The sequence below is a fragment of the Rhizobium sp. 05N430 genome, assembly GCF_056396985.1.
In genome coordinates, this window is the sequence record NZ_JBFTMO010000002.1 from 20558 (window position 1) to 34666 (window position 14109).

The window sequence follows — 14109 nt, forward strand, 5'->3', positions numbered from 1 at the left end:
CTGTGACAGGATGGCGGGCCGGACGTTCACCCTTGGAGAAAAGGCCGGAGCGAAAGCTTCGGCCTTTTTGCGTTTCGCTTAGAGGATGCCCCAGGCACGGTAGCGGCCGCGGCCGGTCATCTCGCGGATGCCGATCTCGTTCAGCAGATTGAGCGCGCCGCGGCTCGTGACCTTCAGCTGCTTGGCAACCATCGCCGAAGAGACCATCGGCCGTGACAACACGAAATCGGCAAGCTGCGGCAGGCTGCTGTTGGAGCGCCGATCCCTGAAACGCAGCTCCATCTGGGTGCGCGCCAGCGTCAGGCGATCCATCTCCTTGAGGCCGGTCGCGGCGCTCTCGCTCAACGCTTCTAGGAAGGCCAAAAGCCGGGTCAGCCTGTCGCGCGAGCGGCGGCGCTCGTGGCGCACCGTCTTCAGCCCGCCGTAGAAAGAAAAGAGATGCGAGGCGACCTTGCCGCGCGCCCGCAAATGGCTGGAGACCAGCAATCCGCCAAGCCAGGATTGGCGTCGCAGCGGCTCGATCCGCTCCCAGGCGTCGAAGAGAACAGCGGCGGCAAGCGCCGGCGGCAGATCGCCGGCAAGCGGCAGGACTGCACGCCAATCCGCAAGCCGCAGCCCCTCGTCCCACTCGTCGTCGCCGAAAAGCCCGAGCGGATCGTCGTTGCGCTTTTCCTTCGGCCGTTCTTCCGGCTCGGCCTCCTTGCCCATATGGGCATCGAGCAATTTCTGAGAGCGGGCGAGAACCGCATCGATCTCGGCAAGCTCCGCGGCCAGAAGCTCGTCGGGATCGTCTGCCTCCTCCTCGACGGGGCGCAGGCTCTTGATCTCCGGCGCCGTCCCCTCGTCCAGCCCGGCTCCGGCAAGCGCGTTCAATCCTGCGGCGCTCAGCGCCCAGGTGGGGTCCGCAGTCCAGATCCGCCGCCTTGCGCGAAGAACCGCATGCGCGATCGTCAGTTCGTGGCTCGGCGCGCGGCTGTCCATATGGGCGTCGTGCAGAACGAGATCCTCGATATGAACGAGCTCTCCAGCGACCCAGAGCGCGCCTGCGGCATCGAAAAAATGGCCACGCTCGGTAAATCCCTCGCCCACAGGCGAGCGCGCCGCGCGCTCATCGAGACGCGCCAGCATGTCCTCGGCTTGCACCACCGCTGGCAGCAGGCTTTTCAGCAGGGCGTTGTCGATCTCATAGCGCATATCATTTTCCGGAAGCCATCTTGGCGTTTACTTCCGCTATTTGGCGCATGATTCGCAATAAGCAGGCGGTCGATTCTCAGGAAGCAGGGCTGAAACGGGCAACGAGCGCATGCCGGTCGCCGGGATAAGTGAAGCGCACATGGGTGACCGGCCCGGCATTGCTCCAGGTTCGGCGCTCGATGACGAGGCAGGCCGTGCCGCGGGCAATATCCAGCGCGTCTGCAGCAGCATTGCCGGCAGACAGCGCATGAATCTTGTGCTCAGCCGTCGTCCACGGCACCTGCTTCAGAAGCCAGGCCCCTGGCGCAACATCGCCGAAATCCGCAGTCGCGGCATCGGGCACGGTTTCGAGATTGATCAGACGCTCTTCCAGGCAAAAGGGGCGCGGCCCGGCAAAGTGAACGCAGGCGAGCTCCAGAAGCGGCGTACCGGCTGCCAGATCCGGCAACCGCCCGTCTCCCGCCTTTGCCTTCCGGCTCGACTTCGCTACGACGCGATACCTGTAGGGCAGGTTCAGCGATTGAACCTCGGCCTTGATATCGTGGATCTCAAGAACGGCCGATTGCGCCTGCGGCTGGGTGACGAAGCTGCCGGATTTTTTCCGCCGCTCGATCAGCCCGGCTTTGGCCAGCTGCGTCATCACCTTGTTCACGGTCATACGCGAACAGCCATACTGCTGGGCGAGATCGACCTCGAAAGGAATGCGGTGCCCCGGCGGCCACTCGCCGGAGACGATACGGCCCTCGATCTCACTCAAGATGCTTTGATGCAGTGTCGCATCCTTGCTGCCGTTCATCTCTGGCTCCGGTTGGCGTCCTCCCCGCTCTAGAGCTTATACGGAAGGAAGGGAAGGCTCATGCATCCAGCAGCTCGCGCATCGCGGCAAGGAAGCGGCGATTGATGGCCTCCCGCTTCTTATGGCGGCCACCCTCGACCTGCTTGCGTCCGAGCGACCAGACACTGTCTATCCCGACACCACCGGCAAAGATCCAGTGATCGAGCAGCTGATCGCCTGAGAGATAGGGAACGGCAGAGCAATCGAGCGAGATGATGTCTGCATCGCTCCCTTCGCCAAGCCCGGCCGCGGCGGAGAGTGCCGCATTGCCGCCCTTGAGGGCATTGTCGAACAGAGCGCGCGCCGTCGAACCGCCGGGCGCGGCAATGACGTTGCGCGCGCGCCGATGCAGACGCTCAGAATATTCGAGCTGGCGCAGTTCGCCGGACAGTGAAATCAGCACGTTGGAATCCGAACCGACGCCATAGCGGCCGCCCTCTTCCAGAAACAGCGGCGCGGCGAACGTGCCGTCGCCGAGATTGGCCTCAGTGATCGGGCAGAGGCCGGCAATCGCGCCGATTTTCGCCACGCCGCGCGTCTCGTCATTCGTCATGTGGGTCGCGTGGATCAGGCACCAACGGCCGTCGACGGGGGCGTTGGCAAGCAGCCACTCGACCGGACGCGCGCCGGACCAGGCGATGCAGTCCTCGACCTCCTTGATCTGCTCGGCGATGTGGATGTGAACAGGGCCGTTGCCTGCCAGCGGCAGAACCGCATTCAGCTCGTCGGGCGTTGCAGCCCGGAGACTATGCGGCGCGATACCGAGTTTGGCGCCCTCGATGCCGCCCGTTATCGCCGTGCAGCGCTCCATCAGGCTACTGAAGCTTTCCACAGAGTTGATGAAGCGGCGCTGCCCCTCGATCGGTGCCGCGCCGCCGAAACCGGAATGGGCATAGAAGACAGGCAGAAGCGTCAGGCCGATGCCGGTATCGCTGCTGGCGCTGGCAATGCGCCCGGCAAGCTCGGCAATATCGCCATAGGGGCGGCCGTCCTTGTCGTGGTGCAGGTAGTGGAACTCGCCGACGCGGGAGAAGCCCGCCTCCAGCATTTCCATATAGAGCTGCGCGGCAACGGCTTCGATATGGTCAGGCGTCATCGACAGCGCAAACTTGTACATCACTGTGCGCCAGCTCCAGAAGCTGTCATCAGCTGGGCCGCGAACTTCGGCGAGGCCCGCCATGGCGCGCTGAAAAGCATGGCTGTGAAGGTTGGGCATAGCGGGGACCAGCACCGAATGCCGCTCATCGCCTGCGGCGGCTGCGACACCGGTCTCGACCTTGGCAATGCGGCTGCCCTCGATCGTCAACCGCACATCACTTTGCCATCCCTGCGGCAGCAGCGCGCTTTTTGCATGAAGTGTCGTCATCGGCTTCTCCCTTCAGGGCGTCCCATCTTTCTTTTCCATGGAAGCGCCCAAAATTCCACTTGTCACCTGATTATTATGTATATACATGTTTCGACATAAGGAAAGGCGTAAAGCTGATGACAGGGGATAATCTTTTCACCGGAACGGACCGTCCATGCCTCTGGCGCAACGCCAGACTGGCGACGCTCGATCCTGCGCAGCCGGGTCTTGGCATCGTCGAAAAAGGCGCTGTCGTAACCGAAGGTGGCCGGATCACCTATGCTGGCCCGGAGGGCGAGTTGCCGGTCGCGATGATCGAGCGCGCCGAGATCACCGATCTCGAAGGACGCTGGGTCACGCCCGGTCTTGTCGATTGCCACACGCACATCGTCTATGGCGGCAACCGCGCCCTCGAATTCGAGATGCGCCTCGAAGGCGCGACCTACGAAGAGATCGCCCGCGCCGGCGGCGGCATCGTTTCCTCCGTCAAGGCGACCAATGCGCTATCTGTCGACGGCCTCGTGCAGGCCTCGATCCGGCGGCTGGACACGCTATTGTCTGAAGGCGTCACGACGATCGAGATCAAGTCCGGTTACGGGCTATCAAGCGATGGCGAGCTGAAGATGCTGGAAGCCGCCCGCGCGCTCGGCAATATCAGACCTGTTCGGGTCAAGACCAGCTATCTCGGCGCCCACGCGACACCCGCGCATTACAAGGGCCGCAACGGCGACTATATCAACGATGTCGTGCTGCCGACGCTCGATGAAGCGCACAAGCGCGGCCTTGCCGACGCCGTCGATGGCTTTTGTGAAGGCATCGCCTTCTCGACCAACGAGATCGCCCGCGTCTTCGATCGTGCCAAGGCGCTCGGCCTGCCGGTCAAGCTGCATGCAGAGCAGCTGTCGAACCTCGGCGGCGCCAAACTGGCGGCCGGTTACGGCGCACTGTCCGCCGATCATCTGGAATATCTCGATGACGAAGGCATTGCGGCCATGGCTGCAGCCGGAACCGTTGCCGTGCTGCTGCCGGGCGCCTTCTACGCCATCAACGAGAAGCAGAAGCCGCCGGTCAAGGCGTTGCGCGCCGCAGGCGTGCCGATCGCCGTCGCGACCGACTGCAATCCCGGCACCTCACCGCTGACCTCGCTGCTGCTGACTATGAACATGTCGGCAACGCTTTTCGGCCTCACCGTCGAAGAATGCATCGCCGGCGCCACCCGCGAGGGTGCCCGCGCGCTTGGCCTTCTCGGCGAGACCGGAACGCTGGAGGCCGGCAAATCCGCCGATATGGCAATCTGGGATATCGAGAGCCCCGCCGAGCTCGTCTACCGCATCGGCTTCAACCCACTTCATGCACGCATCTACAAGGGCGAAAGGATCGGCCGTTGACCATCACCCTCCATCCAGGCTCCGTTTCTCTGAAGCAGCTGGAAACCATCTACTGGACCGGGGAACCGGCCAGGCTCGATCCGTCCTTTGATGCCGGGATCAACAAGGCAGCTGCGCGCATCGCCGAGATCGCCGCCGGCAATGCTCCGGTTTACGGCATCAATACCGGCTTCGGCAAACTCGCGTCGATCAAGATCGATGCTGCCGATGTCGCCACGCTGCAGCGCAATCTCATCCTCTCGCATTGCTGCGGCATCGGCGCGCCGCTGCCAGAGAATGTCGTGCGGCTGATCATGTCGCTGAAACTCGTTTCTCTCGGCCGCGGCGCATCGGGCGTTCGCCTCGAACTCGTACGGCTGATTGAAGGCATGCTCGAAAAGGGCGTGATCCCGGTCATTCCGGAAAAGGGTTCCGTCGGCGCCTCCGGCGACCTTGCACCGCTCGCCCATATGGCAGCCGTGATGATGGGTAAAGCAGAAGCCTTCTTCGCAGGCGAACGCCTCTCCGGCGCTGCCGCATTGCAAAAAGCCGGGCTGAGGCCTGTGGTGCTCGCCGCCAAGGAAGGCTTGGCGCTGATCAACGGCACACAGACCTCGACCGCACTGGCGCTGGCAGGCCTCTTCCGCGCCCACCGCGCCGCCCAGGCTGCGCTGATTACCGGCGCGATGTCGACGGATGCCGCCATGGGCTCATCCGCCCCCTTCCATCCCGACATTCATACGCTGCGCGGCCACAAGGGCCAAATCGATACGGCAGCGGCGCTGCGCGCCCTGCTCGACAACTCTATCATCCGCCAGAGCCATATCGAGGGCGACGAGCGCGTGCAGGATCCCTACTGCATCCGCTGCCAGCCGCAGGTCGATGGCGCCTGCCTCGATCTTCTCCGTTCGGTTGCCCGTACGCTCGAGATCGAATCCAATGCGGTGACCGACAATCCGCTGGTTCTCTCCGACAATTCTGTCGTCTCAGGCGGCAATTTCCATGCCGAACCGGTCGCCTTCGCGGCCGATCAGATCGCCATCGCCGTCTGCGAAATCGGCGCGATCGCCCAGCGCCGCATCGCTCTTCTCGTGGATCCGGCCCTCTCCTACGGCCTGCCGGCCTTCCTCGCCAAGAAACCGGGCCTGAATTCCGGCCTGATGATCGCCGAGGTGACTTCGGCTGCGCTGATGAGCGAGAACAAGCAGATGTCGCACCCGGCATCCGTCGACTCTACGCCAACCTCGGCAAACCAGGAAGACCACGTCTCGATGGCATGCCATGGCGCCCGCCGCCTGCTGCAGATGACCGAGAACCTCTTCGGCATCATCGGCATCGAAGCGCTGACGGCAGCGCAGGGCGTCGAATTCCGCGCACCGCTTGCCACCAGCCCCGAACTGTTGAAGGCGATCGGCGCGATCCGCGCCGTGGTCCCGACGCTCGAAATCGACCGCTATATGGCCAATGACCTCGAGGCCGCTAGCGGCCTTATCGCCACCGGGGCGCTCAACGCGTCCATTTCCGCCAACATCCTTCCTTCCCTGGAGATCTGAGATGAGCAATCCGCGTCACAATATCCGCGAAATCCGCGCACCTCGCGGCAATGAATTGAATGCCAAGAGCTGGATGACCGAAGCGCCGCTGCGCATGCTGATGAACAATCTCGATCCCGATGTGGCCGAGAACCCGAACGAACTGGTCGTCTACGGCGGCATCGGCCGCGCCGCCCGCACCTGGGAGGATTTCGACCGGATCGCCGCAACACTGAAGACGCTCAACGAGGACGAGACGCTGCTCGTTCAGTCCGGCAAGCCGGTCGGCGTGTTCCGCACCCACAAGGATGCGCCGCGCGTTCTGATTGCCAATTCCAACCTCGTGCCGCATTGGGCCACGTGGGATCATTTCAACGAGCTCGACAAGAAGGGCCTTGCGATGTACGGCCAGATGACGGCCGGTTCGTGGATCTATATCGGCACGCAGGGCATCGTTCAGGGCACCTACGAAACCTTCGTCGAAGCCGGCCGCCAGCATTATGACGGCAACCTCAAAGGTAAGTGGATACTTACCGGTGGTCTCGGCGGAATGGGTGGCGCGCAACCGCTCGCCGCCGTCATGGCCGGCGCCTGCTGCCTTGCCGTCGAATGCGATGAGACCCGCATCGATTTCCGTATCCGCACTCGCTATGTCGATGAAAAGGCAAAGACACTCGACGAGGCTCTTGCCCTTATCGACAAGTGGACCAAGGCCGGAGAGGCCAAGTCCGTCGGCCTGCTCGGCAATGCCGCTGAGATCTTCCCGGAATTGGTGAAGCGGATGAAGGCCGGCAGCGCCCGCCCCGATATCGTCACCGACCAGACCTCGGCGCATGACCCTCGCAACGGCTACCTGCCGGTCGGCTGGACCGTCGAGGAAGCTAAGGCCAAGCGCGAAACCGATCCGAAATCCGTTGAAGATGCCGCCCGCGCCTCGATGCGCCAGCATGTCGAAGCCATGGTTGCCTTCTGGGATGCCGGCGTTCCGACGCTCGATTACGGCAACAACATCCGCCAGGTCGCCAAGGACGAGGGCCTCGAAAACGCCTTTGCCTTCCCGGGCTTCGTGCCTGCCTATATCCGCCCGCTCTTCTGCCGCGGCATCGGTCCATTCCGCTGGGCAGCCCTGTCGGGCGACCCCGAGGATATCTACAAGACCGACGCCAAGGTGAAGGAGCTGCTGCCTGACAACAAGCACCTGCACAACTGGCTCGACATGGCGCGCGAACGCATTGCCTTCCAGGGTCTGCCGGCGCGCATCTGCTGGGTCGGCCTTGGCGACCGCCACAAGCTCGGCCTTGCCTTCAACGAGATGGTCCGGAACGGCGAGCTGAAGGCGCCCGTCGTCATCGGCCGCGATCACCTGGATTCTGGCTCCGTCGCCTCGCCGAACCGCGAGACGGAAGCGATGAAGGACGGCTCGGACGCCGTTTCCGACTGGCCGCTGCTGAACGCGCTACTCAACACCGCATCGGGCGCCACCTGGGTGTCGCTCCACCACGGCGGCGGCGTCGGCATGGGCTTCTCGCAGCATTCCGGCATGGTCATCTGCGCCGACGGCACTGACGATGCGGCGCGGCGCCTCGGAAACGTCCTCTGGAACGACCCGGCGACCGGCGTCATGCGCCACGCCGATGCGGGCTATGACATCGCGATCGATTGCGCCAAGGAGAAGGGGCTGCGGCTGCCGGGGATTTTGGGGAACTGACCTCAGACCAGCTGGATAAGACCGCCGTATCGCGCGACGGTCTTATCCACGGTTATCAGGGATAGCCCCTCAACGAGCGATTGCGCGATGAGGATGCGGTCGAACGGATCGCCGTGGATATGAGGAAGTCCGCCCACGGCCACGGCATGTTCGCCCATCAGCGGAAGCTCGAGGTAACCCTGATCTATCAGCGTTCGGCGCAACTTCTCGGCATCGACGGAGAAATCGGGAAACCGCGGCAACGATGACTTGATAGCGATTTCCCAGATACTGATCGTGGAGAAAAATACCTCGTTCTCGATGTTCTCAAGAAGTCCACGCACTTTTTGTGGCAGCCTCCAAGACATGCCGCTCATCCACAGTAGGATATGCGTATCAACAAGGAGCTTCATCGGTCCTTGAACTTATCGGGATTGCCATAGAACATCTCTTCGATCTCTTCGGCCATCATCGTGTCGAAGTCGTCAGGGACCTTAAACTCACCGTCCATGAAACCGATACGCCGCTTCTTGGGCTTCTCGACCTCATCGATCGGCACGACCTTGCCGATCGGCTTGCCTGCCTTGGCGATGATGAAGGACTCGCCTTTCGCGACCTTCTCCATCAGGCGCGACAGGTTGGTCTTGGCTTCATGGATATTGACGATTTCCATGGTGCATGCACCCCTTTGAACTTAGTCCACCAAACTTAGTCCACTTGATCGTATTTTTCAATCCGGAGCCCGCCATGCCGCGCATCACCCATCTCAAGGCCAGCAACCATCGCCGCATGCCGTGGAAGAATGGCGGCGGGGAGACGGTGGAGATTGCTGTCTTCCCCGAGAGCGCGGCGCTCGGCGCATTCGATTGGCGGGTCAGCATGGCAACGGTCGCGAGCGATGGACCGTTTTCGATTTTCGAAGGAATCGACCGGACGCTGTCAATTCTCACCGGCAACGGCATGTCGCTCGCCATCGGCGGCCGGGCTCCCGTTTTGCTGACCAGATCGAGCGAGCCGCTCGCCTTCCCTGCTGACGTTCCGGTGGCCGCCACCCTCGCCGATGGCACGATCACCGACCTGAATGTCATGACGCGGCGTGGAGGACTTGCGCATAGCGTCGTGCGGCTTGTGATCGATGGCGATTGGTCCGGCACGGTGAATGCCGGCACGGTTCTGCTTCTCTGCCGCGACGGCAGCCTCGTCTGCGAATACGGCGGAGAACGTACAGCACTCGAGAATGACGACGCGGTCCTGGCCGCAGTGGAACACCCATCTCCACTCGTTCTTCGCGGCCGCGCAACCTGCTATCTGATCCACATCCGGCAGGCGTAGCACGCCACGCCTGCATCTTCGCAAAGCGATCAGGCGCGATCCAGCTCGCTGCGCAGCCGGTGCAGGAAGAGTTTCAGCTGCTCTTCATCGACGCCGACGAGGTGCCGCTTTTCCGGATAGGCGCCGGTTTTGACATCCTCGGCGAATTCGGTGAAGGCCGCGATACGCTCGCGCTGCAACCGGTCATGCTCAGCTGCAAAGTTGCGATAGACCTTGGCGTGACGCGGATAATGGTCCCGATTGGCGCCGAGCACATCGTCGGCGAAGAGATATTGCGCATCGCAGCCGGTTCCGGCACCCATGGAGATCATCAGCATCGAAGTGTTCTGGCTGATCGCAGCCGCGACCTCGCCGGGCACGACCTCGATCTCGGCCGCGAAGGCGCCCGCTTCCTCCAGTGCCTTGGTCTGGCGCCAGATCTCGAAGGCGCTCGCAGCCGTCTTGCCGACAGCGCGAAAGCCGCCGGTCCAGGTCGCCTTGGATGGGATGAGGCCGACGTGACCGCAGACGGGAATCCCCTCCTCGCGCATCCGCCGGATGGTGGAGAGCCCGGCAGCGCAATAGACGGCATCACCGCCGGCTTTCAGCGCCTTGAACGCCTCGCGCATATATTCGTCCGCCGAGACCAGATCGCCATATTCAAGCCCAGGGACGGCAAATGGGCTCGGCGCCACCTCGCGGAAGACCGGCCCCAACAGCGCCGGTGGAACCGAGACGATATCGATCTTCGCCTTCTCCGCGGCTTCCGCCTCCTCCAGCGAGGTAACGCGCAGCATCGTAAGTTGACGCTTACCTTTTTCCGCCAACAGATCGGCTACGGTCGGCCGGATATGCTTCTTCATTCTGTTCTCCATTCAGGCCGCGAGCAGCGACTTCAATTTGACATTGGTTGAGGTCAGGGCCGCCGGATCGGGATGGGCGCGCGCCGCAATCAGCATCTCCGCAAGGCGGATGTCGCGGGCGATTGCGTTTCCGGTTCCAATGCCACTTGCCGCCAGCAGACGGCCGCCGGCATCGAGATGGAAGAGGATGAAGGCGCCGTCGCCGAGATCCCGCCTCAGATGCGTCACGGCTCCATCGGAGAGGCCTGCGATCTGCAGTGTCAGATCATATTGATCCGACCAGAACCACGGCACCGCGGAAATCGTCTCGCTGCCGCCCATCATATTGGCGGCGGCGAGGGTGCCCTGCTCCTGCGCATTGCGCCACGATTCGAGTCGCACGCGTTTACCGCCGTAAATTTCAAGGGGAAAAGAGCAGCAGTCTCCGGCGGCATAAATGTCCGGCTTGGAGGTCTGCAAATGGGCGTCGACAGCGATACCGTTATCAACGACAAGACCTGCTTTTCCCGCCAGTTCGATATTCGGCCGGGCACCGATCCCAACAAGGATCAGGTCGGCCTCCAGCACCTCGCCGGCCATGCGGATGAAGGCATGGTCCTCCGCTTCGCCGATCGCTTCGATCGCCGCTCCGCAGCGCAGATCGATGCCTTCGCCCCGATGACGCTCTGCGAGCGCATGGGCGATCTCCTCAGGCACGCCACGCTTCAACACCCGCTCAAGCCCCTCGACGAGCGTGACGCGCGCGCCGAGCTTGATCGCAGTCGCCGCCACCTCGAGGCCGATGAACCCGCCGCCGATAATGGCGATATGCCTGCCCGGCTGCATGACACCGCGTAGGGCGATCGCGTCCTGGTGCGTGCGCAGCGCCCGGATCCGCGCGCTCATCGCAGGCGCACCGGGAAAATCCCTGGCGCTGGCACCCGTCGCCAGCAGCAGCTTGTCATAGGAGATCACCGCGCCATCGGAGAGCACCATATTCCGAGCTTCCGGATCGAGACTCTCCACCGAAACGCCCGTTAGCAGGCGAATATTCGCCGCCTCATAGCGTTCGGCAGCGGCGATCAATTTGGGCTCGATCGTTTCGCCGAGGCTTGCCTTCGACAGTGGCGGCCGCTCGTATGGCAGCAGGGTTTCGGTTCCGACAAGCGTGATGCCGCCGTCAAAACCCTTTTCGCGCAGCGCAAAGGCAGCGCGGGCGCCGCACTCTCCGGCCCCGACAATGACGAAATGAGACACGGGAGCCTCCTAGAGAGAGATGAAGACGGCGCCGCCTTCAACCTTGACCGGATAGGTCTTCAGGTTGACGCAGACAGGAGCGCCCTTGGCCTCGCCTGTCTTGTAGCTGAAGCGGCCGTTATGTTTCGGACATTCGATGATGTCGTCCATCACCAGACCATCCGCGAGGTGAATGCGCTCGTGGGTGCAGAGCCCGTCCGTCGCAAAGAACTCGTCGTCGGGGCTGCGATAGACCGCGAAGGTTTTGCCGTCATGATCGAAGCGGATGACATCCTCCTCGTCGATATCATTGGCCGCACAGACTTCGATCCAGTTTCCGCTCATGTTCTTTCCTCCCAGATATGTCGTCTATTGTGCGGCGGGGGCGAGCTCGCCGTGGAACTCCTCGCGATACGGCCGCGCCGTCTGCGGCAGTTCGCGCTTCAGGAAATAGTCCTCGTTGCGCAGCTGGCGCAGGAAGGCCGGGATCATTTCCTTGTAGCCCGACCACATCGAGGCGTTCGGCGCCGGAAGATCGTGTTTGATCATCGCGTGCAGCTGCGGCAGCGCGTGATAGGGCACCATCGGGAACATGTGATGCTCGACATGATAGTTCATGTTCCAGTAGATGAAGCGGCTGATCGGGTTCATGTAGACGGTGCGGCTGTTCAGCCGGTGATCGATGACATTGTCGGCAAGGCCGCCATGCTGCAGCAGACCGGTCAGCACATGATGCCATGCACCGTAGAGACGCGGCAGACCGATGAGGATCAAAGGCAGGAACGATCCCAGATAGACCGCGAGCGCGATGGTCACGACATAGATCGCCAGCCAGATACGCGCCACCTGGATCGTCTTCGGCTGTTCCATCTCCGGAATAAAGGTTTTCTCGGCCGCGCTGATGACACCGAAGGCGTTGCGCAGCATGTCGATGACGGCATATCCGGCGTCGAGAATGCCGAAGAAATTGAGGATCAGCCGGAAGAGATCCGGCGGGCGCATGACGGCGATTTCAGGGTCGCGGCCGACGATGACTGTATCGGTGTGATGGCGGGTGTGACTCCAGCGCCAGGTCACCGGATTGCGCATGATCATGAAACAGGCGATCTGATAGACGGCGTCGTTCATCCAGCGCGTCTTGAATGCCGTGCCATGACCACACTCGTGCCAGCGGCTGTCCGACGCCGAACCGTAGAGCACGCCGTAGGCGAGGAAAAAGGGCACGCAGAACCACGAGCCCCATAAATAGATGCCGAGGCCGGCGAAGATCACCATGCTGCCGAGCCAGATTACCGTGTCGCGGATCGCCGCCGCATCGGAGCGCTGCATCAGCGCCTTCATCTCCTTGCGCGACACTTCGGTGTGATACCATTCTGCCGCGGCAAGCCCTGTTTCAACCGCCCGGCGGCTGCTCTCGCCCAGCAGGCTATAGTCGCGTTTCATCGTCTCGGTCATTCTTGCCTCCCGCCGCTCCTTGGCTGCCATGAAGGTTAAGTTGACTTTGCGCCGGGCTCAATGCAGTCTTGATATATTCTATCAAAACACATCACGACTGACTTTCATTCGTGATGGAATCCATCAGGAAGAACGATGCGCCGGCCAACCATTTCCGATCTCGCCCGCACCTCCGGCGTCAGTGTCGCGACCGTCGATCGCGTGTTGAACGGCAGGCATAAGGTGCGCGAGGAGACGGCGCGCCGGGTCTATGACGCGGCGCAATCGATCGGTTATCACGCGGTCGGCCTCATCCGGCAGAGAGTGTTCGAGGATCTGCCGCGCTATCAGCTGGCCTTTCTGCTGCAGAAACCTATGCAATCGTTCTACCAGGCCTTTGCCCGCGAGATCGAGCTTGCGGCTGCGGCCTGCACCACGGCACGGCTGCAGGTTCAGATCGATTATCCCGCCGCCTCCACCCCTGCCGCGATTATCGAGAAGCTCAGGAGCCTGACGGCCCGTAATCAGGCAGTGGCCATGGTGGCGCCAGATTATCCGGCGGTGACGGCCGCCGTTGAGGAGCTGAAGCAGAAGGGTATTCCGGTTTTCACCGTCCTTTCCGACTTCGCGGAGGGCGTGCGCGCCGGCTATCTCGGCCTCGACAACCGCAAGGTCGGGCGCTCGGCAGCCTGGACGATCGCCCACACTGCCCGGAAGCCCGGAAAGGTCGCCTGCTTCGTCGGCAGCCATCGCTTCCATGGCCACGAACTGCGCGAAATGGGCTTCCGCTCCTATTTCCGCGAGGAGGCGCCGGAATTCGATCTGCTGGAGACATTGATCAATCTCGATACGGTCGAGATCACTCATGAGGCGACCTCGACATTGCTGCAGAAACATCCGGATCTTGCCGGGCTCTATGTCTGCGGTGGCGGCATGGAGGGGGCGATTGCCGCCATCCGCGAGGAGAAGCGCACCGGCGAAGTGGCGCTGATCGTCAACGAACTCGTTCCCGAGAGCAAGGAGGGCCTGATGGACGGCACGGTGACCATGGCGATCAGCACGCCGCTGCCGGCACTTTGCCGCGAGCTGATCACCCAGATGACCACGGCGATCGAAACCGGGGAAGCGGGGAGCGCCGGCCAGACCTTTCTGCCGCTCGAGATCTATATCCCCGAGAATATCTAGAATGATGGAATTCCATCATTTCCGTTGAAATTCTATCACAGATGATAGGGACGCATGGCCTTCTGCCGCTAGCGGCGCCTCGAATTTCAGATAGAGATTCGATCGACCATTGATCCGCACTTGCGCACCGCAAGCGCGCCC

General features: G+C 62.4%; 14 protein-coding genes. 5 read left to right on the top strand and 9 right to left on the bottom strand.

What is annotated here, in order from left to right; all coding sequences use genetic code 11:
• Positions 1-78 precede the first annotated feature (78 nt).
• The 3 genes from AC1DJO_RS03975 to AC1DJO_RS03985 all read right to left on the bottom strand — a co-directional run bounded on the left by AC1DJO_RS03975 (position 79) and on the right by AC1DJO_RS03985 (position 3395).
• The gene (locus AC1DJO_RS03975; protein ID WP_477969261.1) at positions 79-1194 is read right to left on the bottom strand and encodes an RHE_PE00001 family protein; all 1116 of its coding nucleotides are present in this window, start codon (positions 1192-1194) and stop codon (positions 79-81) included.
• A 76-nt stretch (positions 1195-1270) separates the two neighbouring features.
• A complete protein-coding gene (hutC, locus tag AC1DJO_RS03980) occupies positions 1271-1990 on the bottom strand; it encodes a histidine utilization repressor (protein WP_477969263.1) in 720 nt (239 codons plus the stop codon).
• A gap of 58 nt (positions 1991-2048) precedes the next feature.
• Entirely contained in the window at positions 2049-3395 is a 1347-nt protein-coding gene (locus AC1DJO_RS03985; protein ID WP_477969265.1) for a formimidoylglutamate deiminase, read from the bottom strand.
• A 116-nt stretch (positions 3396-3511) separates the two neighbouring features.
• Between AC1DJO_RS03985 and hutI the strand changes: the two genes are divergently transcribed.
• Genes hutI through hutU form a run of 3 tightly spaced genes read left to right on the top strand, consistent with a single transcriptional unit; the run spans position 3512 to position 7981 of the window.
• A complete protein-coding gene (gene hutI, locus AC1DJO_RS03990; RefSeq protein ID WP_477969267.1) occupies positions 3512-4762 on the top strand; it encodes an imidazolonepropionase in 1251 nt (416 codons plus the stop codon).
• Positions 4759-6294, top strand: coding sequence for a histidine ammonia-lyase (gene hutH, locus AC1DJO_RS03995; RefSeq protein WP_477969269.1), 1536 nt, complete (start codon positions 4759-4761; stop codon positions 6292-6294). Before hutI ends, hutH begins: the two co-directional genes overlap by 4 nt.
• A 1-nt stretch (position 6295) precedes the next feature.
• Entirely contained in the window at positions 6296-7981 is a 1686-nt protein-coding gene (hutU, locus tag AC1DJO_RS04000) for a urocanate hydratase (RefSeq protein WP_477969271.1), read from the top strand.
• A gap of 2 nt (positions 7982-7983) precedes the next feature.
• On the opposite strand, the gene AC1DJO_RS04005 is transcribed toward hutU, so the two are convergent.
• Together AC1DJO_RS04005 and AC1DJO_RS04010 are read right to left on the bottom strand one after the other, a co-directional pair.
• A complete protein-coding gene (locus tag AC1DJO_RS04005; protein WP_477969273.1) occupies positions 7984-8373 on the bottom strand; it encodes a type II toxin-antitoxin system VapC family toxin in 390 nt (129 codons plus the stop codon).
• A complete protein-coding gene (locus tag AC1DJO_RS04010) occupies positions 8370-8633 on the bottom strand; it encodes a type II toxin-antitoxin system Phd/YefM family antitoxin (protein WP_112516477.1) in 264 nt (87 codons plus the stop codon). Before AC1DJO_RS04010 ends, AC1DJO_RS04005 begins: the two co-directional genes overlap by 4 nt.
• A gap of 74 nt (positions 8634-8707) precedes the next feature.
• Between AC1DJO_RS04010 and AC1DJO_RS04015 the strand changes: the two genes are divergently transcribed.
• Positions 8708-9292 (top strand): HutD/Ves family protein, encoded by a 585-nt coding sequence (locus tag AC1DJO_RS04015; protein WP_477969275.1) that lies wholly within the window; start codon positions 8708-8710, stop codon positions 9290-9292.
• Positions 9293-9321: 29 nt separating this feature from the next.
• Here AC1DJO_RS04015 and AC1DJO_RS04020 read toward each other — a convergent pair whose 3' ends face one another.
• Genes AC1DJO_RS04020 through AC1DJO_RS04035 form a run of 4 tightly spaced genes read right to left on the bottom strand, consistent with a single transcriptional unit; the run spans position 9322 to position 12804 of the window.
• Positions 9322-10134, bottom strand: coding sequence for a 3-methyl-2-oxobutanoate hydroxymethyltransferase (locus tag AC1DJO_RS04020; RefSeq protein ID WP_477969277.1), 813 nt, complete (start codon positions 10132-10134; stop codon positions 9322-9324).
• A gap of 12 nt (positions 10135-10146) precedes the next feature.
• Positions 10147-11370: an NAD(P)/FAD-dependent oxidoreductase gene (locus tag AC1DJO_RS04025; RefSeq protein WP_477969279.1), complete on the bottom strand. Its 1224-nt coding sequence runs from the start codon at positions 11368-11370 to the stop codon at positions 10147-10149.
• 9 nt (positions 11371-11379) lie between these two features.
• Entirely contained in the window at positions 11380-11694 is a 315-nt protein-coding gene (locus tag AC1DJO_RS04030) for a MocE family 2Fe-2S type ferredoxin (protein WP_477969281.1), read from the bottom strand.
• 24 nt (positions 11695-11718) lie between these two features.
• Positions 11719-12804: a fatty acid desaturase family protein gene (locus AC1DJO_RS04035; protein ID WP_477969283.1), complete on the bottom strand. Its 1086-nt coding sequence runs from the start codon at positions 12802-12804 to the stop codon at positions 11719-11721.
• A 135-nt stretch (positions 12805-12939) separates the two neighbouring features.
• Here AC1DJO_RS04035 and AC1DJO_RS04040 point away from each other — a divergent pair, with 135 nt between their 5' ends.
• Positions 12940-13968 carry a LacI family DNA-binding transcriptional regulator gene (locus tag AC1DJO_RS04040; RefSeq protein ID WP_477969285.1) on the top strand — a complete coding sequence of 343 codons (1029 nt, stop codon included), beginning with the start codon at positions 12940-12942 and terminating at the stop codon, positions 13966-13968.
• Positions 13969-14109 lie beyond the last annotated feature (141 nt).